This window comes from Herbaspirillum sp. C7C8, assembly GCF_022627875.1.
In the GTDB taxonomy this organism is placed as follows: Bacteria; Pseudomonadota; Gammaproteobacteria; order Burkholderiales; family Burkholderiaceae_D; genus Herbaspirillum.
The window spans coordinates 45,464-66,731 of the sequence record NZ_JABXGG010000021.1 but is presented as its reverse complement, the minus strand read 5'-3'; the positions used below and the strand labels follow the sequence as shown (position 1 = coordinate 66,731).

Genomic DNA, 21,268 nt, shown 5'->3' with positions numbered 1-21,268 from the left:
GGCGGGCGCCGCTATACTACCCGATCCCGCGCCAGCCGGCAGGACGCGCTCCGCGCGCCTGCCTGCGCATCACAAGGAGAATCCCCATGCAGTATCGCCAACTCGGCCGCACCGACCTCAAGGTCAGCCTCATCACCCTCGGTACCATGACCTGGGGCGAGCAGAACACCGAAGCCGACGCCCATTCGCAGCTGGACTATGCCGTCGAACGCGGCATCAACCTCATCGACGTCGCCGAAATGTATCCGGTCCCGCCCAAGGCCGAAACGCAAGGTCTGACCGAGCGCTATCTGGGGACCTGGCTGAAGAAATCCGGCAAGCGCGACCAGTTGCTGATCGCTACCAAGTGCACCGGCCCGGCCCGCAAGGCGCACAACCCGCGCCACATCCGCGGCGGCATCAACGACCTCGACCGCAAGGGCCTGACCGACGCTCTGCATGGCAGTCTGGAGCGCCTGCAACTGGATCACGTGGACCTGTACCAGCTGCACTGGCCGGACCGCAGCGTCAACAGCTTCGGCCAGCTCGGCTACGAGCACGTGGAGGATGAAACCACGGTGCCCATCGAGGAAACCCTGACGGTGCTCTCCGAATTCGTGAAGGCCGGCAAGATCCGCACCATTGGCTTGTCCAACGAGACCGCCTGGGGAGTCGCGCAATTCCTGCGCGCGGCCGAGCAGCATGGACTGGAGCGCATCGTCACCATCCAGAACCCGTACAACCTGCTCAACCGCAGTTTCGAAGTGAACCTGGCTGAATTCGCGCACCGCGAACAGGTCGGCCTGCTGGCCTATTCGCCCCTGGCCTTCGGCATGTTGAGCGGCAAGTACCTGGATGGCGCGCGTCCGGCCGGAGGCCGTCTGACGCTGTTCGAACGCTTCGTGCGCTATACCAATCCGCAGGCCGAACGGGCCACCGCAGAATACGTCGCGCTGGCGCGTCAGCATGGACTGGACCCGGCGCAGATGGCGCTGGCCTACGTCAACAGCCGCCGCTTCCTGACCTCCAACATCATCGGCGCGACCACGCTGGAGCAACTGCGCAGCAACATCGACAGTGCCCAGGTACAGCTGAGCGAGGAGGTGCTGGCCGCGATCGAGGCCATCCATCGCAGGCAGCCCAATCCGGCGCCCTGAATCAAAACGGAGCGACCCTACAGGCAAAAAAAGACCGGCTGCGTGCCGGTCTTTTTTGTGGGCGGAGAGGTCGTCCCGGGGACGATCAGTCGCCGCCGCTTTCGGTCGCTACCGCTGCCCGCACCTGTTCCTCGCGCGCGCCGTAACGCGCGGCCATGACGGCGCACACCATCAGCTGGATCTGGTGGAACAGCATCACCGGCAAGAGCACCATGCCGATGGCGCCGCTGGAAAACAGCACCTTGGCCATGGGCACGCCCGAAGCCAGGCTTTTCTTGGAACCGCAGAAGACGATGGTGATCTCGTCTTCCTTGTTGAAGCCCAGGCGGCGGCTGCCGAAGGTGGTCAGTGCCATGATGATGGCCAGCAGCACGGCATTGATGACCAAGAGCGCCACCAGCATCGTCGCCGGCACCTGGTGCCACAGGCCCTGCACCACCGCCTCGCTGAAGGCCACGTAGACCACCAGCAGAATGGAACTCTGGTCGACGAACTTGAGCCAGGACTTGTTGCGCTCGACCCAGCGACCGATGAAGGGGCGCGCGATCTGGCCAGCCACGAAGGGCAGCAGCAACTGATAAACGATTTTCAGGATGGAACCGAGCGAGGAATGCCCGCTGCCATCATGCGCCACCACCAGCACCCCCACCAGCAGGGGCGTGAAGAAGATGCCCAGCAGATTGGACGCGGAGGCCGCGCAGATCGCCGCCGGCACATTGCCGCGCGCCACCGAGGTAAAGGCGATCGAGGACTGCACGGTCGAGGGCAGCACGCACAGGAACAGCAGCCCCAGGTACAGATCGGGGGTGATGAATTGCAGCAGCACCGGTTTCAAGGCCAGGCCGATCAGAGGGAACAGCGCAAAGGTACACAGCAGTACCGTCACATGCAGCTTCCAGTGCGTAAAGCCGGCCACCACCGCTTCGCGCGAGAGCTTGGCACCGTGCATGAAGAACAGCAGACCGATCATGAAGGTCGTCAGACCATCGAAGGCCTCGGCCACCTGGCCGGTACAGGGAAGAAAAGATGCAGTCAGCACGACGGCCAGCAGCATCAGGGTCATGTTATCGGGCAGGAAGCGGGGACGGGCCATGGCAGTTTCGTTGTTGTCGTGATCGGGACGCCCGCATGCTTATGTATACATTGGCTGCGGACAAACCGCCATTCTACGTGAGAGCGGCCCTGGCTTGCAGGACCCGCTCCCGGGGCCGGCAAGCGATCAGGCCTTGCGCACGAATTCGGTCTTCAGGCCCATGGAGCCGAAACCGTCGATCTTGCAGTCGATGTCATGGTCGCCCTCGACCAGACGGATGTTCTTGACCTTGGTACCCATCTTGACCACACCGCCGCCGCCCTTCAGCTTCAGGTCCTTGATGACGGTGACGGTATCGCCATCCTGCAGCACGTTGCCGGAGGCATCGCGCCAGACCCGGGCCGCCTCGGCGGGCGCGGCTTGGGCGCTCCACTCGTGGGCGCACTCGGGGCAGACGAACTGACCACCATCCTCATAGGTGAATTCGGATTGGCATTGGGGACAGGCGGGCAAGGTGCTCATATGAAAACTCCGGCAATTGGCTTGAAAAGGCAGCGATTGTACTGCTTCGGCAGCCAACTTCACATAGCCGGCAAGACCCGAGATCAAACAAGACGCAAATAAAAACGGCAGGCTTGCGGGCAAACCTGCCGTTTTCCTTCATGCGATGCGTGTGACGTCTGTCTTACCAGCCCCAGAACATCAGCCACCAGGCGGTATTGACCAGCGCCAGGCCACCGATCAAGGGCAGCATGGTCAGCACCTGCTGCAGCCAGTGGGTCGCGTGACGCGCCACGACCTTCCAGCACAGCCACAGGCTCCACAGCGTCATGGCGCTCAGCAGCGCAGCGCGCACGTCATTGGCCCAGTAGACGGGCCAGTGCTCGGCGCGCAGCAGGCTGATGGTGGTGGCCGAGAGCCCAATGAAGACGCCGCAGCCCGCCAGGGGGATCAGGGCTTGCACCAGGTGGTTGAAGCGGCTCCATTCCCACTTGCCCAACAGGCGCGTAGCCAGGCCGAACATCAGGGCCACGCCGGTACCCAGCACCAGGCCGGTGGTGAGGATGTAGCCGACCACCATGGCGCCGTCGAGCCAGGTGAAGACGTCGCTTTGCTGCGGATAATTGGTCAGCAGCCACCAGGGCGCCTGGGTACCGAAGGGCCACATGATGTCGCGATCGATGAGCCAGGTGGCAATGTCCTGCTTGATGGTGATGAACCAGGGACTGACCGTCCAGTGGAAGGCGCCGATGGCAATGCCCAGCAGACCGTAGAGGACCAGGGCGCTTTCCCACAGATTATTGTGGGTCTTGCCGAACTGCACCACTTCCACCGCCGGGGGACGGAAGCTCAGAGCGATTGCATCGCGATGGCCACTGCAGCGACCGCACATGTGACAGTCGGAAGCCCCCTTCATATTGCGCAAAGGCACCAGCGGTGCGCAGTTGATCGGAATGATCTTGTGTTCGGGATGATAGGAGGCGCGCCATGCGTCTTCGTTCACCTTGTAGTGAACCGGGGCCAGTTTGGCCAGCAGGCCGAAGACGCCATTGACCGGGCACAGGTACTTGCACCAGACGCGTTTGTCGCGGCCATACAGGTAACCGACGATCATGGCGCCGACGGTGGAGCCGCCCAGCACCAGCAGCACCGCCTTGGGATACTGGTAGACGCTGACCATCTGGCCGTAGACCGTGGTCAGGGCGAAGGCCACGAAGGGCCAGCCACCCCAGCGCATCCACCGGGGAATGGCGCGGCCGCGTCCATGACGGCTGGCAAACTCGGTGAGTGCGCCTTCCGGACAGAGCACACCGCACCATACGCGTCCCATCAGCACCATGCTCACCAGCACGAAGGGCCACCAGATGCCCCAGAAGGCGAACTGGGCGATCAGCGTCAGATTGGACCAGAGATGGGCGGTTTCGTCAGGCAGCGGGAGGAACACCGGAACCAGGATCAGCACCGCATACACGGCCACCACGATCCATTGCAGGCCTCGGATGAATGCGCCATGGCGGCGCATCCAGTCTCCGGTACGCGTGAGCAGAGTCGGCGATTGCGTACAGGTTGTCATCAGGTTCAGACGGCTTCCTGCCTCTTGCTTTTGAGCTGAGGCTGGGGTTTTCGATAGAGGGCGGAGCATACCACGACCCAATAAACGGTATAGACGATCACCGACAGCAGCGCCGGACGGGCGCGGTAACCGGTCAGGGTCGAGATCAGGCTGCCCAGGGTGGTGGAATCATCCAGCAGTGCCGAGGTATCCCAGAGCTGACCGGTCAGGGTCATGGTCCAGTTGGCCGAGGCCAGCATGTCCGAACTTTCCAGCAGGACGTCGAAGAGCTTTTCCACGCCGGTGACCAGCAAACCGGCCGCCAGCAGCAGCAGGATCACTTCCGTGACCTGGAAGAAACGACGCCAGGAGAAGATCTTGCCGCCCAGCTGCAACAGATAGAAGGTCAGGAAGGCCAGCCCGAAACCGATCGCGCCGGCCAGCACCAGCGAAGCGGTGCTGGCGTTCTGCTGCCCCAGGCCGATGCCGTACAGGAAGACCGCCGTTTCGCTGCCCTCGCGGGCGATGGCCAGCATCACCAGCACGAACACACCCCACCAGTTGCCACTTTCATAGCTGGACTGCATGGAGCTTTCCATGTCCTTCTTGAGGGTGCGTCCATGCTTGCGCATCCAGAACACCATCTGCACGATCAGCACGGCGGCAATGAGGACGATGGCGATCTGGAAGTAGGTCTGGGCGTCGCCCGAGAGCAGTTCCGAAAAGCCCAGCAGGGCTGCGCCCAGTGCTGCCGCCAGTACCACGCCGGCCACCACGCCGCCCCACAGATAGGGGATGCCGCGCCGCGCGCTGACATCGCCGTTCTTCAGCCAGGCATACAGAATGCCGACCACCAGAAGCGCCTCGACGCTTTCGCGCCAGACGATGAACATGACCTGTCCCATGAAACCCTTCCCTTCCTGAAAACCTGGACTTCCGTGTCGCTTGCGCGCATCCGGACTTACTTGGCGACGATCACGCCGTGCGGCATGTCGAGGTGGAAGTCATCGAAAAACTTGTATTCGCCCGCACGCAATGGGGCGATCACCACGAAGGACTGCGCACCCGGCGCCAGCACCTTCTCCTTGCGCAGTTCGACACTTTCGAACTCGGCGGCGGACTTGCCGATGTTGTGCACTTCGATCTTGATGCGCTGCCCGGTCGGCACTTCGATGCGCGACGGGATCAGTTTGCCGTCCTGCATCTCCAGCTTGAAGGTCGGCAGGTCGGAAGCGCTGGCCTGGGCGGCGCCACCCAGCATGGTCAGAGCGACCAGGCCCGGGCAGATCAGTCGGACGATTCTTGCGATCATGAAGACTCCGGAACTCTCAAAACGGTGAAGCCGGTCCGCCATCCTGGCCAGACCGGCATCGATTCACTGCAAAGGCAGGCGCTGGTTCAATGCCTGCCACCGGCTTAGTAGCCGCCCTTCTTGCCGATGCCGGCGAAGGTGAAGTCGTAGTTCAGCTCGAAGGTCTTGAACCACGGACCGACACCGGTTTCCTTGTCGACGTGACGACCGAAGTGGGCGTGCTCATTGGCTTGCGGCGAGGAGATGGTCAGCTTGAGCTTGTACTTGCCCGGACCTTCCAGCTTGACGTTGTCGCCATAGTGGGGACCGTCGTTGGCCACCATGGGCATCATGTCGCCCTTGAGTGACTTGGTGGAACCGACCTTGGTCAGCTCGTACTTCACGACCAGATAGGGCATCCAGTCACCTTCAGCGAACCCGTTGGGGTTCTTGGCCACGGCGCGGATGTCGGCTTCCAGGTGGATGTCGGAATCCTCGGCCTTGCGCATCATGCCGTCCGGTTCCATCTTCACCGGTTGCAGGTAGACGGCATTGACTTCAAAACCATTCTGGATCTGCGGCTTGCCAATGGGGTATTCGGCGGCCACGGCAGAACCTGCAAAGCACAGGCCAAGCGCTGCGGCGACAGCTAGTTTCTTCAAACCGATCATTGCGTATTCTCCTGGTGACAAATGATAATGATTAGCATTAAGTATATCACCCTTTGAGGCAGTGAGCGGGTCACCTTAGTGCAATCCTTCATAGCAATGCTGACCGAAGAGTAAAAATGCGCGAGCAATGAAAAACCGCCCGGCGGGCACCGGGCGGTTCATAGGGACTGCGAGCGGCATCAGATGGGGGTTGCCAGGCCCGCCCCGTGCCACTCAGATTTGTTCCAGCTGCGCCAGCGAGTGCGAGACCAGCGGCGCAGATGCAGGTGCTGCCGCCACGCTGCGCACGGGTACCGCCAGGCGCCCTTCCAGCTGGAAGACCGCCACCACGCTCTCCAGCCTCTCGGCCTGCGCCTGCAAAGCCTGGGCCGCTGCTGCGGCCTCTTCCACCAGCGCGGCATTTTGCTGGGTGCCCTGGTCCATCTGCGAAATGGCCTGATTGACCTGGGTGATACCGGCGCTCTGCTCCTCGCTGGCATCGGCGATGCTGCCGACGATCTGGGTCACGCGCTGCACGCTGTCGACGATGTCGCTCATGGTGGCGCCGGCCTGTTCCACCAGCTTGCTGCCGCTACCGACCTTGTCGACGGAATCGTCGATGAGCGCCTTGATTTCCTTGGCGGCAGCCGCCGAGCGCTGCGCCAGCGAACGCACCTCCGAGGCGACCACGGCAAAGCCACGCCCCTGCTCGCCGGCCCGCGCTGCTTCCACCGCTGCATTCAGCGCCAGGATATTGGTCTGGAAGGCGATGCCATCGATGACTGCGATGATGTCGACGATCTTGCGCGAGGAGTCATTGATGGAGTTCATGGTGTCGACCACCTGGCGCACCACGTCCCCGCCCTGCGCGGCGATCTGCGAGGCTGATTGCGCCAGCGCGTTGGCCTGGCGCGCGTTCTGGGTATTCTGCAGCACCACGGAAGTCAGTTGTTCCAGGCTGGAAGCGCTTTCCTCCAGCGCAGCGGCCTGCTGCTCGGTGCGGGCCGACAGATCGGCATTGCCCACAGCGATCTGACGCGCTGCCACCGTCACCGAATCGGTGGAACTGCGCGTGGTGCTTACCACCTCGACGATGCGCGCCAGCAGTTTGTTGAAGGCGGCGGCAGTACGGCCGACTTCATCCATGCGCTCTACCGGCACCGGACGCGACAGGTCCAGGGTCTGGCTGACATGTTCGAAGGTCTGCTGGATCCTGCCCAGGCTGTGCGTCACGCTGCGCAGGGTGCGCATCCCCAGCAATCCCGTGAGCAGTACCGCCAGCACGATCACCCCGATCATCGCGCGCAGAGCGAAGGCGTATGCAGCGTCGCTCTCGTGCTTGATGGTGTCGATCATCTGGCGCCCCATCAGGATGTGGTCATCAAAGCCCTTCTTGGCGGCAGCCGCCGACAGGGCCAGCGGCGTGCCTGCCTGCAGCGTGGCGCGCACGCCCTCCATGTCATTGGCATAGGCGGCGGCGAAGAACGGTACCAGGGCTCGGCGGTAGGCTTCAATGTTGGCCTTGTCGGCCAGGATCAGGGCACGGTCCTTGTCATCGAACACGAGATCGCGCTCGTAGTGGGCGAATTCCTCGTCCAGCGCTTTGTTGGCGGCATCGACCGCCTTCTGCAAGGCGGTCTTGTCGGGCAGATTGGCAAACACCGAGAGCCGATAGCCGGCCAGGCGCGAATCGGCCAGATAGCCCTTCAACAGATTGAGGCTGTCCATGCCGGGGATGATGCGATTCTGGATCAGTTCCAGTCGCTGCTGGGCACGCTGCAATTGCCAGAGCCCGTCGGCACCGACGAACAGCAGCGCCACCAGGGCTGTCGAGAGAGTGAGAATGAGGCGCTTGGTAATGGTCATGATGGAAAATTCACCCATGCAAAGGAGGCGCGCCACAGCACGCCGGTTCAACTACAAGACACGAAAAGAGGTGAAGAAAAAGACTCCCCCTGGCTGACTTGCCTGTCCGTCTTTGTTCGATTTTTTGTGCAATGCACCCAAGGCATTGCCGTTGCTTGTGCGAAGAGGTTCACGAATGAGCTTCGTTGCAACTCATGACACAGCTGTCAGGAATATAGCCGAGCAGGCCAGCAGGAATGCTGCAACGCGAGATTTTATTCGTTCATATCTGGCATTCAGAAATTGAATGATCCAGCAGGGTTGCCGCCGCGCGCGGCGAATGCCGGCCCGGGCGGGCAGTCAAGGCGTATCTGTAATTGTCACGTAAGCTCATTGCGATAACCCACGGCCTGAGGGAAACACCTGACATCGACGAGATTGAGGCGCTGCCTGGGGGTTGGCTGCGTATTGAACAATGGATTTCTGCCCCCTGCTATGTCAAACTTGCCGGAACTCAGAAATGCCACATTCAAAGAACAACGCCCTGTCCCGCACATAACGCATGTCCCGCCCCAGCATATTGATGGTCGATCCCAGTCCGGAGTCGGTGGAACTGGCGCGCTTCAGCCTTTGGCGCAGCAAGCTGGAGTGCGACTTCGGTTGGTTCGAGGATGCGGAACGGGCCATGGAATCGCTTTTCAGTCCCCACGCGCAGCAGCACCCCGAAACCCTGCCCTGCCTGATCCTGCTGGAACCGCGACTGCCGCGCATGGAAGGGCTGGACCTGCTGCACATGCTACGCAGCCAGCCGCATACGCGCACGCTGCCGGTCATCATGTTCGCCACCTCTCATGACCAAGCCGATGCCACGCGTTCGCGCGAAGCAGGCGCCAACGACTACCTGGTCAAACCGGTGGATGCGCGTGAATTCATGGAGTTGGTCAACCAGACCGTCCAGCACTGGCTGCAAGCGCCCCCGGCTCAGACCGAGCCACGCTGACCGGCCAGTGCCTGCGCGCAGCAGGCACTGAGCAAAGACGGAAAAATGGAGGCGGAAATTGGAAGCGTAAAAGTGAAGGCGAAAAAGACAAAAGGGCCCATCTTGCGATGGACCCTTTATATCTGGTGCGGCTGGCAGGAATCGAACCCACGACCCCTTGGTTCGTAGCCAAGTACTCTATCCAGCTGAGCTACAGCCGCGAAAAATAAAATTATAGCAGCAAGCTTTCCCCTTTGGGAAGCCCTCGACCGAGATTTTTTGCCGAAAGGGAAATCCGGCCTGCATATGGGTGGCTCGCGGCTATTATGAAAGAATATTCAGCTTCCTCCGCTTACCTGCCTCGCATGTCCGATTCTGCCGCCCTCGATCTGTCAGATGCCTATCGCCTCCGTGAAGAAGAACGCACGCGCATCGCCCGCGACCTGCACGACGAACTGGGTGCGCAATTGACCGGCATCGGCATGGCACTGGGCCAATTGCGCGAACAGCTGGCCCTGGAACACCATGCCGCCCTGCCGCAGGCCGACTACGCCGGACAATTGCTGCAGCAGGCGCGCGAAGGCATGGAACGCATCATTGACGAACTGCATCCCCCCATCGTCGAGTTCGGCCTGGTCGACGCCCTGCACTGGCAGTGCCGCCATTTCAGTCGCCAGAGCGGCCTGGACTGCCGCTTCCACGCTGAGCAGGGCCTGACCGTGCACGATGAATTCCTGGTACTGGGCCTGCTGCGCATCCTGCGCGAGGCGCTCAACAATGTGGCGCGCCATGCAGCGGCCCGAACGGTGCAGGTGCGCCTGGAACAGAGCGGCAAACACCTGCACCTGAGCATCGCCGATGACGGTGGCGGCTTCGATCCCGCCCTGGCCGGGCGCGACGGCAGGCGTGGCCATGGCCTGACCAACATGCGCCAGCGCGCCGCAGCCCTGGGCGGCAGTGCGACATGGGAGGCCCGCGCCAGTGGCGGTACCTGCGTAAATATCGTCATACCTGTCACACTCTGAATGAACGCTATAGAATACGCCCTCGCCCGCCGCAGCTTGCAGCAAGGGTTTCAGAGGAGTGTCGCCGTCCGCCCATGAGCAAGAAATCCACCGCCGCCATCAAGGTCCTGATCGCCGATGACCACGCCATCGTACGCGAGGGTCTGCGCCAGATCTGTGCCGGCAGCAAGGACATCGTCGTGGTCGGCAATGCTGCCAACGGTCTGGAGGCCATCAAGCTGGCCCGCGAAGGCAATGGCGATGTGATGCTGCTGGATATCGTGTTACCCGACCGCAGCGGCATCGACATCCTCAAGCAGATCCGCAAGGAGCAGCCGGAGCTGCCGGTGCTGATGCTCTCCATCCACCGTGAGGACCAGTACGCGATCCGTTCGCTCAAGGCCGGAGCGGCCGGCTTTCTCAACAAGCAGGCCAGTCCTGGCGAATTGCTGGCAGCCATCCGCCAGGCCGCCGCCGGGCGCAAGTACGTGAGCCCCTCGCTGGCGCAGGAACTGGCCAACCAGATCGGCGTGGACCACGACACGCCGCTGCATGAAACCCTCTCCGACCGGGAATACCAGACCATGGTCATGATCGCTTCCGGCAAGACCGTCAGCGACATTGCCGCCGAGCTGCTGCTGTCGGTCAAGACCATCAGCATGTATCGCTCGCGGGTGCTGACCAAGATGAAGATGCGCCACAACGCCGAGCTGACGCATTACGCGCTCAAGAACAAGCTGGTCGAATGAGTTTGCCCCGCCCTTTCCCCGCTGACGCCTGACAAGCAGTCAGCAAGCCGTGGCTTCCTTGTTGGAAAGGGGCTTTTCTCCTCCTATTAAAAGCATCCAGAGCACATGCGCTGAAGTACAATTAGTTGTCATTCTTGCCTCTACCTTGAGGGACAGCGGCAACGGACTACGGCGCAAGGGGAGACTACGCCGCGTCTGCGCGATGACAGGGGAAGGCGCCGTGCTCAAGCAATGCCGGCCTGCGCCGATACCTTGTTAAATTCCCCGTGGCACCCAGACAATCACACCAACAATACAGTCACCAGCCGGCATGTCCAAGAAACCGACCACGCTCACGCCTGTCGAGATCGCCCGAGAAGCTTTCCAGAGGCTGGGGGCCAGGCGCATTGCGCCCACGCCGGACGCCTACCGCATCGCCTACGAGGAAATCCAGGGCGGATTGCCAGGGGTGACGGCCGAGTCGGTGCTCGGCAATTTCGCCACCAAGCTCTCGCGCCAGCCCGGTGAGAACGGCCTGCTCGGCACGCGCCTGGTACGTGCGCGCGAGAATGGGGACTGGAGCGAGTTCGAACGCCAGCTGACCGAATTTGCCGACGCCAACTGGCAGAGTCGCCCCATCCTGCCCGCCAAGCCGGCAGTGCCCCACGGCGAACTGGTGCCAATCGACCTGGAACGCCAGTTCATCCGTGACAGCATCAAGGAGAAGATGCTGCGCGAAATGCTGGCGCGCATCCTGGTCTTCAATCTGCCCTCGCTGCTGTCGACCGCGCCGGAACTGGCCAATGAGTCGCGCAACAGTGGCCAGGAGCTGAAGATGGCGTTCTCGGAACAGGCGATGAACGACATCATCAGCCGCGTCAGGCAGCTCAGTTTCCAGATCGAGCTCAAGACCGACGACATGGCCCAGCAGCAGGATTTGCTGATGCGCCTGTTCCAGTTGCTGCTGGAAAACATCAACGGCCTGCTGGAACAAGGTTCCTGGCTGTCGAGCCAGATCGAGACGGTGCAGAGTCTGATCGCCGGCCCGCTCAGCAGCACCTCCCTGGCCGACGCCACCAAGAACCTCAAGGAAGTGATCTACAAGCAGGGCCTGTTGAAGAACACCCTGTCCGAGGAAAAAGTGGTGGTCAAGAACATGATGCTGACCTTCGTGGATCGACTCTCGGCCATGGTCTCCACTACCGACAACTACCAGCGCACCATCCGCGGGTTCTCGCAACAGATCAGCCAGGCCGGCAACATTGCCGACCTCAACAGCGTGCTCAGCGAGATCATGACCGAGACGCAGAAAGCCCAGGAAGAAGCCACCCGCTCGCGCGATGCGATGGAAGATGCGCGCCAGGAAGTGGAAAAGGCCGAGGAACGCATCCAGGCGCTGGAGCAGCAACTGCAGCAGATGGGCGAACTGGTGCGCGAAGACCAGTTGACCGGCAGCCTCAACCGGCGCGGCATGGATGAATCCCTGGATCGCGAGATCGCCAACGCCCTGCGTCGCGAAACGCCCCTGTGCGTGGCCCTGCTGGACCTGGACGACTTCAAGCGCATCAACGATACGCACGGCCATGCCACCGGTGACGAAGTATTGGTACACATGGTGCAGGTCATTCGCGAGACCTTGCGCAAGCTGGATGTGATCGCGCGTTTCGGTGGCGAGGAGTTCGTGGTGCTGATGCCGGAGACCAGTCCGCAGGACGCGGTCCAGATCATCACGCGGGTCCAGCGCGAACTGACCAAGCGCATCTTCATGCACGAAAGCCAGCGCCTGCTCATCACCTTCAGTGCCGGCGTGGCGGTGTATCAGCCCGGCGAGAGCCAGGCGGATTTGCTCAAGCGCACCGATGTGGCGCTGTACAAGGCCAAGAATGCCGGCAAGAACCGCATCGTCTTCGCCGACCCGCCAGCGGCGGCACCGGCACTGCCGCCATCCCGCTAGGCGCGGCGCCAGCTGCGCCAGCCGGCTGCGGCCATGAGCACGAAGAGGGCATAGAGAATGGCCGTCAGCGTCAGGTGCTTGTAGAGATACAGTCCCACGTAGAGCACATCCACGACGATCCAGACCAGCCAGTTCTCCAGCTTCTTGCGCGACAGCAGGAATTGTCCGACCAGACTGCCGGCCGTGAGCAGGCCATCCACGTGCGGCACATCGGTATCGGTGTAGCGCTGCAGGAACCATGACAGTATCCCCCACCCCGCCACCCAGGCCATGCCCATGAGCAGCCAGCCCCGTGCCGAGAGCCTCGATACCTGCAGCGGCCCCTGCTGCTCGCCGCCACGCAGCCACTGCGACCAGCCCCAGACAGAGACCGCCACGAAGACGAACTGCAAGCCGGCATCGCCATAGAGACGGGCATCGGCGAACACCGCCGCGTACAACAAGGAAGAGAGAATGGAGAACAACCACGCCCAATGATTCTGGGCGATGTTGAGCCAGACGGTGATCACCGCCAGCACGAAGGAGACCAGCTCCAGCGGCGTGGTGCTCAGGCCCAGCCAGTTCAGCGGGGTATCAAGGCTCATGCGAAAGACAGGACGACGCCGGACAGGCGCTCAACGCGCAGCAACGCGGGCGCTGGAGGCGGGCGCGTTGACGGGAACGGAAACACTGCTCGGTTGCCCGGAACCAGGCATGAAGGGATTTGGATTGACGGCAGGGGCAGGCTTGGTCGAATTGCCATCGAGCAGCTGGATGAAGACCTCGTTCTGCTTGATCATGCCCAGCTCGAAGCGCGCACGCTCTTCCACCGCCCCCTTGGACTGCTTCAGGTCGTCCACTTCAGAGGCCAGCTTGGCGTTGCGTTCCTTGAGTTCGTCGTTCTTCTTGTGCGCCAGTTGCACCTGGCGGTCGAGCTCCCAGACCTTGAACCAGCCGCCCTTGCCCAGCCAGAGCGGATACTGGATCACAACCAGCAGGAAGGACAGGCAAAGGATGATCAGGCGCATAGCCGGGAGCTCTCAATGCGGCGCCTGCCTTTGGGGTGGGCGCCGCAAGCTTCTTACTTCAGGTTGTAGAACGCAGCGCGGCCGGGATAGCTGGCGATGTCGCCCAGGTCTTCTTCGATACGCAGCAGCTGGTTGTACTTGGCCATGCGGTCCGAACGCGACATCGAGCCGGTCTTGATCTGCAAGGCGTTCATGCCAACAGCGATATCGGCGATGGTCGAGTCTTCGGTTTCGCCCGAACGGTGCGAGATCACGGCGGTGTAGCCGGCACGCTTGGCCATTTCGATGGCGGCGAAGGTCTCGGTCAGGGTGCCGATCTGGTTGATCTTGATCAGGATCGAGTTGGCGATGCCCTTGTCGATGCCTTCCTTCAGGATCTTGGTGTTGGTGACGAACAGGTCGTCACCCACCAGCTGGACCTTCTTGCCCAGGGTTTCGGTCAGCAGTTTCCAGCCGGCCCAGTCGTTCTCGGCCATGCCGTCTTCGATGCTGATGATGGGGTACTTGTCGCACCAGGACGCCAAGAGACCCGTCTTCTGGGCCGGGGTCAGCACCATGTTTTCACCGGCCAGGTGGTAGTTGCCGTCCTTGTAGTACTCGGAGGCAGCGCAGTCCAGACCCAGGGCGATCTGAGTGCCCGGCTCGTAACCCGCCTTCTCGATGGCTTCGATGATCAGCTTGATGGCTTCTTCGTGGCTGGAAACGTTGGGAGCGAAGCCGCCTTCGTCACCGACGGAGGTGGCCAGGCCGCGATCGTGCAGGATCTTCTTCAGGGTGTGGAACACCTCGGCGCCATAGCGCAGGGCTTCACGGAAGCTCGGTGCGCCCACCGGGATGATCATGAATTCCTGGATGTCCAGGTTGTTGTCGGCGTGGGCACCACCGTTGATGACGTTCATCATCGGCACCGGCATCTGCATGGAACCGCTGCCGCCGAAGTAGCGATACAGGGGCAGACCCGATTCTTCGGCAGCGGCCTTGGCCACGGCCATCGAGACGGCCAGCATGGCGTTTGCGCCCAGGCGGCTCTTGTTCTCGGTGCCGTCCAGATCGATCAGGGTGCGATCCAGGAAGGCTTGCTCATTGGCGTCCAGGCCCATGATGGCTTCCGAGATCTCGGTGTTGATGTTTTCGCAGGCTTGCAGCACGCCCTTGCCGAAGTAACGGCTCTTGTCGCCGTCACGCAGTTCGATCGCTTCGCGCGAGCCGGTGGATGCGCCCGAGGGCACGGCAGCGCGACCCAGCACGCCGGATTCCAGCAGCACGTCGCATTCCACGGTCGGATTGCCGCGCGAATCGATCACTTCGCGGCCGATAATATCAACGATTGCACTCATTCCAGATCTCCATCAAGGTTTTAAAAATGATTGGCGGGTGCAGGCCCGGTAGCCGGGGCGCCCATGTTGAAACGGCCGCCCGACGGCAGCCGTTTCATGCACCTGGCCGGCAGCTTATGCCTGGCCCTTCGACGCTGCGTGATGCGCCAGCGCCGCGCGGATGTACGAAATGAACAGCGGATGGCCGTCACGCGGAGTGGACTTGAACTCCGGGTGATACTGCACGCCGATGTAGAACGGGTGAGCGTTCTCGCCGGTGCGCGGCAGTTCCATGATTTCGCACAAGTCTTCGCTGGGCGTACGGGCCGACACGATCATGCCCGCCTCTTCCACGCGACCCAGGTAGAAGTTGTTGGCTTCATAGCGATGGCGGTGACGTTCGGTCACGCTGTCGCCGTAGATTTCGGCAGCCAGGGTACCCGGCTTGACCGCACAGGTCTGCGCCCCCAGGCGCATGGTGCCACCCAGGTCGGAGTTGGCATCGCGCCGCTCGACCTTGCCGTCATGGTTCTGCCATTCATCGATCAGGGCCACCACCGGTTGTTCGGTATCCGGATCGAACTCGGTCGAATTGGCCTTGGACAGACCGGCCTTGTTGCGCGCATATTCCAGCAGCGCCACCTGCATGCCCAGGCAGATGCCCAGGTAAGGCACCTTGTTTTCGCGGGCATAGCGGGCGGCGGCGATCTTGCCTTCCACTCCGCGCTTGCCGAAACCGCCCGGCACCAGAATGGCGTCGTACTTGGTCAGGCTGTCGGTGCCGTTGGCTTCGATCTCTTCCGAATCCAGGTACTCGATGTTGACGCGGCTGCCGGTATGGATGCCCGCATGGCGCAGCGCTTCGGTGAGCGACTTGTAGGACTCGGTCAGGTCGACGTACTTGCCGACCATGCCGATGGTGACTTCGTGCGAAGGATTGTTCTGCGCATCGATCAGCTTGTCCCACATCGACAGGTCGGCCGGCTTGGGCGACAGGCCCAGCTTTTCGCAGATGATGGTATCCAAACCCTGGTCGTGCAGCATCTGCGGAATCTTATAGATGCTATCGGCATCCCACACCGAAATGACGGCGTCAGCGGCGACGTTGGAGAACAGCGAGATCTTGTCGCGCTCGTCGTCGGGGATGCGGCGGTCGGCACGGCACAGCAGCGCGTCGGGGGAAATGCCGATCTCGCGCAGCTTCTGCACGCTGTGCTGGGTGGGCTTGGTCTTGAGTTCGCCGGCCGAGGCCAGGAAGGGAACCAGGGTCAGATGCACGAAGGCGGTGGCGTTGCGGCCGGAGCGCAGGCTCAACTGGCGCGCCGCTTCCAGGAAGGGCAGCGACTCGATGTCACCGACAGTGCCGCCGATTTCCACCAGCGCGACCTCGAAACCTTCGGCGCCGCGATGGATGAATTCCTGGATCTCGTTGGTGATGTGCGGGATGACCTGGACGGTCTTGCCCAGGTATTCGCCACGGCGTTCCTTGCGGATCACCGATTCATATACCTGACCGGTGGTGAAATTGTTCACCTTCTTCATCTTGGCCGAGATGAAGCGCTCGTAGTGGCCCAGGTCGAGGTCGGTTTCGGCGCCGTCATCGGTGACGAACACTTCACCGTGCTGCAAGGGGCTCATGGTGCCGGGGTCGACGTTGATGTAGGGATCGAGCTTCAGGAGGGTGACTTTGAGGCCGCGCGATTCGAGGATCGCAGCCAGGGACGCGGCGGCAATCCCTTTACCCAGGGAAGACACGACGCCGCCAGTGACAAATACAAACTTGGTCATTACAGATGAGTGCCGAACGGCACATGCGGGAAATTCAAATTATACCCCAAATCCGGCTCGTTTTTTAAGCCTCCCTGCGATTAGTGTCTCTCCATCGACAATCTTGCAGCAGGAAAACATGCGCGACCCCGCGCACTGGATTCTTGACCATCGTCCCGGCAAATTGGTTCATCTACACGTCACTGGCCGTGAAGCTGCCTGCCCTGCAACAGTTGTCCGATCATGCCGTGCGTGGCTTGGGCCGCCGCCACCGGGGATTCCATCGGAAACAGGTGGCCGCCGGCAATCTGGAGGAAGTTCGGTCCGACCAGCCGACGCGTGGCCTCCAGGCCGGCCAGACGGCACTCGACCGAATCGACGCCGCCCACGAAGCCTACCGGCACCGGATAGGTCTGGCGCGCCAGGCGCCCGAGGTGATGAGGAATGGTGCGATAGACCGCGGTTTCGGTCTCGCGCGAGAAGCGCAGGCGCACGCCGCCATCGGGCTGCGCCACCAGGCCATGTTGCAGATAGTCGCGCAGCACCTGCTGCGGCCAGGCCGCAAACAGGGACTTGGCGGCGTAGTGCCGGTAGGCTGCCTCCATGTCCGGCCAGTTGTCACGGCGGCGCGCCGAGGCCACCGAGGGCGAATGACGGCTTTCATACTTCAGCAACTTGGCCAGGCGCAGCAGCTGCGCGCGCCAGCCGGCCACGATCGGCGAATCCAGCAGTACCACGCAGCGCACCAGCGCCGGGCGCTTGCGCGCAGCCATCAGCGCCAGGATGCCGCCCATGGAATGCCCTACCAGGATCACCGGTTCGGCATAGCTGCGCTCCAGTTCCTCACGCAGTTCGCGCGCCAGAGTGCGCCAGCCGTCGTCGACCGGAAAGCGTGGATCATGGGCGTGGATAGGCAAGGCGCGCACATCGTAGTGGGCACGCAATTGTTCGAAGAACATGCCGTAAGTCCCCGCCGGATAACTGTTGGCGTGGGCGAAATGAAGAATGGGAAGGCTCATGGACAGGTGCAGGCTAGGCAATGGCCGCAGCATAGCAAAACGGCCGACGCCGCGAGCGTGCTATTTTCCCGCATCGCGAAATGGAACGACAGGCAGGCGTCGAGCGCCTTGCCTGCTTACTGGCCGTACCAATACCGCGCATGTTGCTTGCGGTACTGATCCACTTGCAGCTGATCCCCCAGCGTCATGGTCAGCGCGCCAGTTTCATCGGTGCGCAGGCGGCGGATGCCAAGACGACCATATCGTTCATAGACTTCCGGCTTGGGGTGATTGAAACGGTTGCGATAGCCGACCTGGAATACCGCCAGTTCCGGCCGCACCGCCCGCAGGAAGGGCTCGGTGGACGAGGTCCCGCTGCCGTGATGCGGTGCCAGCAGTACCGTCGAGGGCAAGCGGTCGGCCAGCGGACCGTTGACCAGTTCGTCTTCCTGCACGGCCTCGATATCTCCGGCCAGCAGCACCGACTGCCGCCCGATCTGCACCTTCAGCACGCAACTGCGGGCATTCGGACGCCATTTGTCGCTGTCATAGCTGGCCGCCTGCGGATGCAGGATGGTAAAGCCGATGCCATCCCAGTTCCACGATTGCCCGGCCTGGCAGCGTGTATGCGCGGGTGCGGCGCGCAGGATGGGGCTCTGTGGTGCCAGCGATGAATAGACGCTGTCCACCGGCAGATGCTTGAAGAGCGACACTGCCCCGCCGGAATGATCGTTGTCATTGTGGGAAATCACCACACGATCCAGATGATCGATACCGCGCGCACGCAGGTAAGGCAGGATCACGCGGGTAGCCCCGTCGGATTCGGCGGTGTAATACGGCCCGGTATCGTAGAGCAGGCGATGTCCCGGCGTTTCCACCAGCACGGCCATGCCCTGCCCGACGTCAAAGGCGGTCACGCGCATGCTGCCTTCGGCCGGGGCCACGGGCGCATTGAGCAGCAACGGCAACCAGCCGAACAGGCCCAGCCAGCGCACCGGCCAGCCGCGCGGCGCCAGCACCAGCAAGGTTCCCCCCAGGGCCAGCGCGAACATCCAGACGCCCGGCAGCGGCGTTTGCCACACCGCCCAGGGCATGGCATCAAGTACTCGCAGAAAATCGGCCAGCCACGCCAGCAGCTGGTGTGGGACCTGCAACACGAAGTGGGCGAGCAGTTCCGGCAGGATGCTGCCCAGCAGCGCCAGCGGCGTGATCACCAGCGAGACCAGAGGAATGGCCAGCGCATTGGCGATCGGACTGACCAGGGAATATTGCCCGAACAGCAGCACCGTCAAGGGCACCAGCCCCAGCGTGACGACATATTGGGCGTATCCCGCTTGCTTGATCCGCTGCAGCAGCGCCGACCACCAGTGCCTGCGCGAGGCCGCGGCAGCCATGGCCTGCGGCGGCTGCATGCGACCCACCGAGCCATAGAGCAGCAAGGCCACCGCCCCGAAAGACAGCCAGAACCCAGGCCACAGTACCGCCCAGGGATCGAGCAGCAAGACCAACCCCAGAGCCAGGCACTGCACTACCGAGACACGCACGATGCGGCCGCGCCAGAAGGCGACCCCGACCACGACCAGCATGTAGAAGGTGCGCTGGGCCGGCACTCCGAATCCGGCCAGCAGAACATAGAGGAAAGCCACCAGCATGCCCACGATCACCGCCACCTTCTGGGCCGGCAGGCGCAGCGGCAGTTGCGCCCCGGTGAAGAAGGAACGCCGCCACAGCCAGCTCGCCAGCCCGCCGCACAAGGCCGCCAGCATGGTGATGTGCAGACCGGAGATGGCCATCAGGTGGCCAATGCCGGTGCGATTGAAGACGGTCCAGTCGGCCTGGTTGATGCCACGCTGGTCGCCCATGACCAGCGCCGCGATCACCCCGGCATAGGGCGCATCGGGCAACGCCGCATGGATGCGATCGCGCAGCCAGCCGCGCGCGCTGTCGATGACGTGGGAAGGTGTCCAGACGAATTCATCGACGCGCCGGTTCAGCGCCGTGAGCGGCGCGCCCGCCGCCGCCGGACGACCAACGACATAGCCGGTGGCACGTACATCGTCCTGCAGCAGCCACAATTCGTAGTCGAATCCGTCGGGATTGGCATTGCCGTGCGGACGCTTGAGGCGCACCTGCAACCGCCAGCGTTCGCCGGGGCGCAGGTCGGGTACGGCCAGCCGGGGCGGGGCGAGCTGCTCGCCATCTTCGGACGGCAGCTGGTAACGCTGGGTGCCATACCAGGACAGCGCCAGCCGGGGCGGCACCGGCGGCTTCACGCCCCCCTGCAGCACCACCTGCTCCACGTCGAAACGGAAACGCACCCCCTGCTCGTTGTGGACGGGCAGATCGGCGACGGTACCGATGACGGTGATGTCCTTTCCTTCCCAGGCTGTCGGCAAAGCCTGGTCGAGGTAATAGAGCGCAAACGAGGCGGCCCACAGAAAACCCAGCCAGGCGCCGCAGGTCAGCAACAACGGCACCCGCAGGAAAGGCTGCCAGAACTTCCAGGCAGTCAAGGCCAGCAAGGCGGCCAGCACCAGGCCCACGGCATACCACTCGGTCCCGGGCAACTGGCCCTGCACCTGCAGCAAGCCCACGCCGACGGCAAATCCGATGATCAGCGCGCGCATCAGAGGTGCAGTCCCGCATGGGCCAGGCGCGGCAGCGCGGCCCGTGCATTGGCCGTGGTGGCGGCGGCGATCTCGTGCAAGGGCAATTGGCGCAGCCCGGCCAGTACTTCGGCGATGCGCGGGATCTGGTCCGGCGTGTTGATGTCGGGATGGCGCCAGGCCGGGGAAATATCCGGCGCGTCGGTCTCCAGCACGATGGACGACAAGGGCAGTTCCTTTGCCAGGCGGCGAATCTGCAGCGAACGCGGGAAGGTCATGGCACCGCCGAATCCCAGGTGCAGCCCCAGTTCAACAAAGGTCCGGGCCTGCTGGTCGCTGCCATTGAAGGCATGGGCGATGCCGCCCGGCACGCGGATACGGCGCAGGTATTTGAGAATGATGTCCTGGGAGCGCCGCACATGCAGCAGGACCGGCAGCGCGAACTCGCGCGCCAGCTTGAGCTGCTCGGCGAAGAAGAATTCCTGCTTGTCGCGCAGCGGCGCTTCCTTCAGGGCTGGTACGAAGAAATCCAGCCCGATTTCGCCAATCCCTACAAATAGCGGATCGTCCAGCGCGTCGGCAATGGCCGTGCGCAGCGTGTCCAGATCGCTTTCTTCGGACGTGGGCACGAAGAGGGGGTGGATGCCCAGCGCATAGACGGCGTTGCCGACCTCGCGCGCCAGTCGGGCGACCTCCCGGAAGTTCACCCGCGCGATGGCCGGGATGACGATGACGCGCACGCCAACCTGCGCGGCCTCGGCAGCGATGGCAGCGGAACGGGCGCCGAATTCCCCGGCATCGAGATGGCAGTGCGTATCAACCCACATGTGCTGGATGGCTTGGCGAAAATCGGAAAGACCGGCCCGGCGGGCAACGGCTCCGGATGACGACACCCGCAACA

The 21,268-nt window shown here is 62.7% G+C and carries 19 protein-coding genes and 1 tRNA gene; 5 read left to right on the top strand and 15 right to left on the bottom strand.

Annotation, left to right across the window (positions count from 1 at the left end; translation table 11 throughout):
- Window positions 1–86: 86 nt before the first annotated feature.
- On the top strand, window positions 87–1,136 hold the full coding sequence (locus tag HWE01_RS20130) for an NADP(H)-dependent aldo-keto reductase (RefSeq protein ID WP_241822679.1): 1,050 nt from the start codon (window positions 87–89) through the stop codon (window positions 1,134–1,136).
- Between the two features lie 85 nt (window positions 1,137–1,221).
- Here HWE01_RS20130 and HWE01_RS20125 read toward each other — a convergent pair whose 3' ends face one another.
- The 7 genes from HWE01_RS20125 to HWE01_RS20095 all read right to left on the bottom strand — a co-directional run bounded on the left by HWE01_RS20125 (window position 1,222) and on the right by HWE01_RS20095 (window position 8,029).
- Window positions 1,222–2,229, bottom strand: a complete 1,008-nt coding sequence (locus HWE01_RS20125; protein ID WP_008329659.1) for a bile acid:sodium symporter family protein — start codon at window positions 2,227–2,229, stop codon at window positions 1,222–1,224.
- Window positions 2,230–2,355: 126 nt separating this feature from the next.
- Window positions 2,356–2,691 (bottom strand): zinc ribbon domain-containing protein YjdM, encoded by a 336-nt coding sequence (locus HWE01_RS20120; RefSeq protein WP_008329661.1) that lies wholly within the window; start codon window positions 2,689–2,691, stop codon window positions 2,356–2,358.
- Between the two features lie 163 nt (window positions 2,692–2,854).
- Complete coding sequence (locus tag HWE01_RS20115; protein ID WP_008329665.1) at window positions 2,855–4,192, bottom strand: 4Fe-4S binding protein; 1,338 nt, start codon at window positions 4,190–4,192, stop codon at window positions 2,855–2,857.
- Between the two features lie 56 nt (window positions 4,193–4,248).
- The gene (locus HWE01_RS20110) at window positions 4,249–5,127 is read right to left on the bottom strand and encodes an FTR1 family iron permease (RefSeq protein WP_008329667.1); all 879 of its coding nucleotides are present in this window, start codon (window positions 5,125–5,127) and stop codon (window positions 4,249–4,251) included.
- 56 nt (window positions 5,128–5,183) lie between these two features.
- Complete coding sequence (locus tag HWE01_RS20105) at window positions 5,184–5,534, bottom strand: cupredoxin domain-containing protein (protein ID WP_175343829.1); 351 nt, start codon at window positions 5,532–5,534, stop codon at window positions 5,184–5,186.
- A 104-nt stretch (window positions 5,535–5,638) separates the two neighbouring features.
- Window positions 5,639–6,184, bottom strand: a complete 546-nt coding sequence (locus HWE01_RS20100) for an iron transporter (protein WP_008329671.1) — start codon at window positions 6,182–6,184, stop codon at window positions 5,639–5,641.
- Between the two features lie 213 nt (window positions 6,185–6,397).
- Window positions 6,398–8,029 carry a methyl-accepting chemotaxis protein gene (locus HWE01_RS20095; RefSeq protein WP_241822678.1) on the bottom strand — a complete coding sequence of 544 codons (1,632 nt, stop codon included), beginning with the start codon at window positions 8,027–8,029 and terminating at the stop codon, window positions 6,398–6,400.
- A 541-nt stretch (window positions 8,030–8,570) separates the two neighbouring features.
- Here HWE01_RS20095 and HWE01_RS20090 point away from each other — a divergent pair.
- The gene (locus HWE01_RS20090) at window positions 8,571–9,008 is read left to right on the top strand and encodes a response regulator (RefSeq protein WP_241822677.1); all 438 of its coding nucleotides are present in this window, start codon (window positions 8,571–8,573) and stop codon (window positions 9,006–9,008) included.
- Window positions 9,009–9,131: 123 nt separating this feature from the next.
- Here the strand turns inward: HWE01_RS20090 and HWE01_RS20085 are convergent.
- Window positions 9,132–9,208, bottom strand: a tRNA-Arg gene (locus HWE01_RS20085).
- Window positions 9,209–9,352: 144 nt separating this feature from the next.
- On the opposite strand from HWE01_RS20085, the gene HWE01_RS20080 reads away from it, so the two are divergent.
- The 3 genes from HWE01_RS20080 (at window position 9,353) to HWE01_RS20070 (ending at window position 12,673) form a co-directional block, all read left to right on the top strand.
- A complete protein-coding gene (locus HWE01_RS20080) occupies window positions 9,353–10,012 on the top strand; it encodes a sensor histidine kinase (protein WP_175343827.1) in 660 nt (219 codons plus the stop codon).
- Window positions 10,013–10,086: 74 nt separating this feature from the next.
- Entirely contained in the window at window positions 10,087–10,740 is a 654-nt protein-coding gene (locus HWE01_RS20075; RefSeq protein WP_008329681.1) for a response regulator, read from the top strand.
- A 310-nt stretch (window positions 10,741–11,050) separates the two neighbouring features.
- Window positions 11,051–12,673: a GGDEF domain-containing protein gene (locus tag HWE01_RS20070; RefSeq protein ID WP_008329682.1), complete on the top strand. Its 1,623-nt coding sequence runs from the start codon at window positions 11,051–11,053 to the stop codon at window positions 12,671–12,673.
- Here HWE01_RS20070 and pnuC read toward each other — a convergent pair.
- The 7 genes from pnuC to HWE01_RS20035 all read right to left on the bottom strand — a co-directional run bounded on the left by pnuC (window position 12,670) and on the right by HWE01_RS20035 (window position 21,194).
- On the bottom strand, window positions 12,670–13,257 hold the full coding sequence (gene pnuC / locus HWE01_RS20065) for a nicotinamide riboside transporter PnuC (protein WP_241822676.1): 588 nt from the start codon (window positions 13,255–13,257) through the stop codon (window positions 12,670–12,672). The two genes, HWE01_RS20070 and pnuC, sit on opposite strands and share 4 nt — an antisense overlap.
- 30 nt (window positions 13,258–13,287) lie before the next feature.
- On the bottom strand, window positions 13,288–13,680 hold the full coding sequence (ftsB, locus tag HWE01_RS20060) for a cell division protein FtsB (protein ID WP_008329686.1): 393 nt from the start codon (window positions 13,678–13,680) through the stop codon (window positions 13,288–13,290).
- A gap of 53 nt (window positions 13,681–13,733) precedes the next feature.
- Entirely contained in the window at window positions 13,734–15,017 is a 1,284-nt protein-coding gene (gene eno, locus HWE01_RS20055) for a phosphopyruvate hydratase (protein ID WP_013234743.1), read from the bottom strand.
- A 114-nt stretch (window positions 15,018–15,131) separates the two neighbouring features.
- Window positions 15,132–16,784, bottom strand: coding sequence for a CTP synthase (pyrG, locus tag HWE01_RS20050; protein WP_008329694.1), 1,653 nt, complete (start codon window positions 16,782–16,784; stop codon window positions 15,132–15,134).
- A 179-nt stretch (window positions 16,785–16,963) separates the two neighbouring features.
- On the bottom strand, window positions 16,964–17,782 hold the full coding sequence (locus HWE01_RS20045; RefSeq protein WP_175343824.1) for an alpha/beta fold hydrolase: 819 nt from the start codon (window positions 17,780–17,782) through the stop codon (window positions 16,964–16,966).
- A 116-nt stretch (window positions 17,783–17,898) separates the two neighbouring features.
- Entirely contained in the window at window positions 17,899–20,388 is a 2,490-nt protein-coding gene (locus HWE01_RS20040) for a DNA internalization-related competence protein ComEC/Rec2 (RefSeq protein ID WP_175343823.1), read from the bottom strand.
- Window positions 20,388–21,194: a TatD family hydrolase gene (locus HWE01_RS20035; protein WP_241822675.1), complete on the bottom strand. Its 807-nt coding sequence runs from the start codon at window positions 21,192–21,194 to the stop codon at window positions 20,388–20,390. The genes HWE01_RS20040 and HWE01_RS20035 overlap by 1 nt, the downstream gene beginning before the upstream one ends.
- Window positions 21,195–21,268 lie beyond the last annotated feature (74 nt).

What these genes read in the sequence shown, in the direction of transcription:
- HWE01_RS20130 (WP_241822679.1), top strand. Translation starts at nt 87, where the DNA reads ATGCAGTATCGCCAACTCGGCCGCACCGACCTCAAGGTCAGCCTCATC.
- HWE01_RS20125 (WP_008329659.1), bottom strand. Translation starts at nt 2,229, where the DNA reads ATGGCCCGTCCCCGCTTCCTGCCCGATAACATGACCCTGATGCTGCTG.
- HWE01_RS20120 (WP_008329661.1), bottom strand. Translation starts at nt 2,691, where the DNA reads ATGAGCACCTTGCCCGCCTGTCCCCAATGCCAATCCGAATTCACCTAT.
- HWE01_RS20115 (WP_008329665.1), bottom strand. Translation starts at nt 4,192, where the DNA reads ATGCGCCGCCATGGCGCATTCATCCGAGGCCTGCAATGGATCGTGGTG.
- HWE01_RS20110 (WP_008329667.1), bottom strand. Translation starts at nt 5,127, where the DNA reads ATGGGACAGGTCATGTTCATCGTCTGGCGCGAAAGCGTCGAGGCGCTT.
- HWE01_RS20105 (WP_175343829.1), bottom strand. Translation starts at nt 5,534, where the DNA reads ATGATCGCAAGAATCGTCCGACTGATCTGCCCGGGCCTGGTCGCTCTG.
- HWE01_RS20100 (WP_008329671.1), bottom strand. Translation starts at nt 6,184, where the DNA reads ATGATCGGTTTGAAGAAACTAGCTGTCGCCGCAGCGCTTGGCCTGTGC.
- HWE01_RS20095 (WP_241822678.1), bottom strand. Translation starts at nt 8,029, where the DNA reads ATGACCATTACCAAGCGCCTCATTCTCACTCTCTCGACAGCCCTGGTG.
- HWE01_RS20090 (WP_241822677.1), top strand. Translation starts at nt 8,571, where the DNA reads ATGTCCCGCCCCAGCATATTGATGGTCGATCCCAGTCCGGAGTCGGTG.
- HWE01_RS20080 (WP_175343827.1), top strand. Translation starts at nt 9,353, where the DNA reads ATGTCCGATTCTGCCGCCCTCGATCTGTCAGATGCCTATCGCCTCCGT.
- HWE01_RS20075 (WP_008329681.1), top strand. Translation starts at nt 10,087, where the DNA reads ATGAGCAAGAAATCCACCGCCGCCATCAAGGTCCTGATCGCCGATGAC.
- HWE01_RS20070 (WP_008329682.1), top strand. Translation starts at nt 11,051, where the DNA reads ATGTCCAAGAAACCGACCACGCTCACGCCTGTCGAGATCGCCCGAGAA.
- pnuC (WP_241822676.1), bottom strand. Translation starts at nt 13,257, where the DNA reads ATGAGCCTTGATACCCCGCTGAACTGGCTGGGCCTGAGCACCACGCCG.
- ftsB (WP_008329686.1), bottom strand. Translation starts at nt 13,680, where the DNA reads ATGCGCCTGATCATCCTTTGCCTGTCCTTCCTGCTGGTTGTGATCCAG.
- eno (WP_013234743.1), bottom strand. Translation starts at nt 15,017, where the DNA reads ATGAGTGCAATCGTTGATATTATCGGCCGCGAAGTGATCGATTCGCGC.
- pyrG (WP_008329694.1), bottom strand. Translation starts at nt 16,784, where the DNA reads ATGACCAAGTTTGTATTTGTCACTGGCGGCGTCGTGTCTTCCCTGGGT.
- HWE01_RS20045 (WP_175343824.1), bottom strand. Translation starts at nt 17,782, where the DNA reads ATGAGCCTTCCCATTCTTCATTTCGCCCACGCCAACAGTTATCCGGCG.
- HWE01_RS20040 (WP_175343823.1), bottom strand. Translation starts at nt 20,388, where the DNA reads ATGCGCGCGCTGATCATCGGATTTGCCGTCGGCGTGGGCTTGCTGCAG.
- HWE01_RS20035 (WP_241822675.1), bottom strand. Translation starts at nt 21,194, where the DNA reads ATGTGGGTTGATACGCACTGCCATCTCGATGCCGGGGAATTCGGCGCC.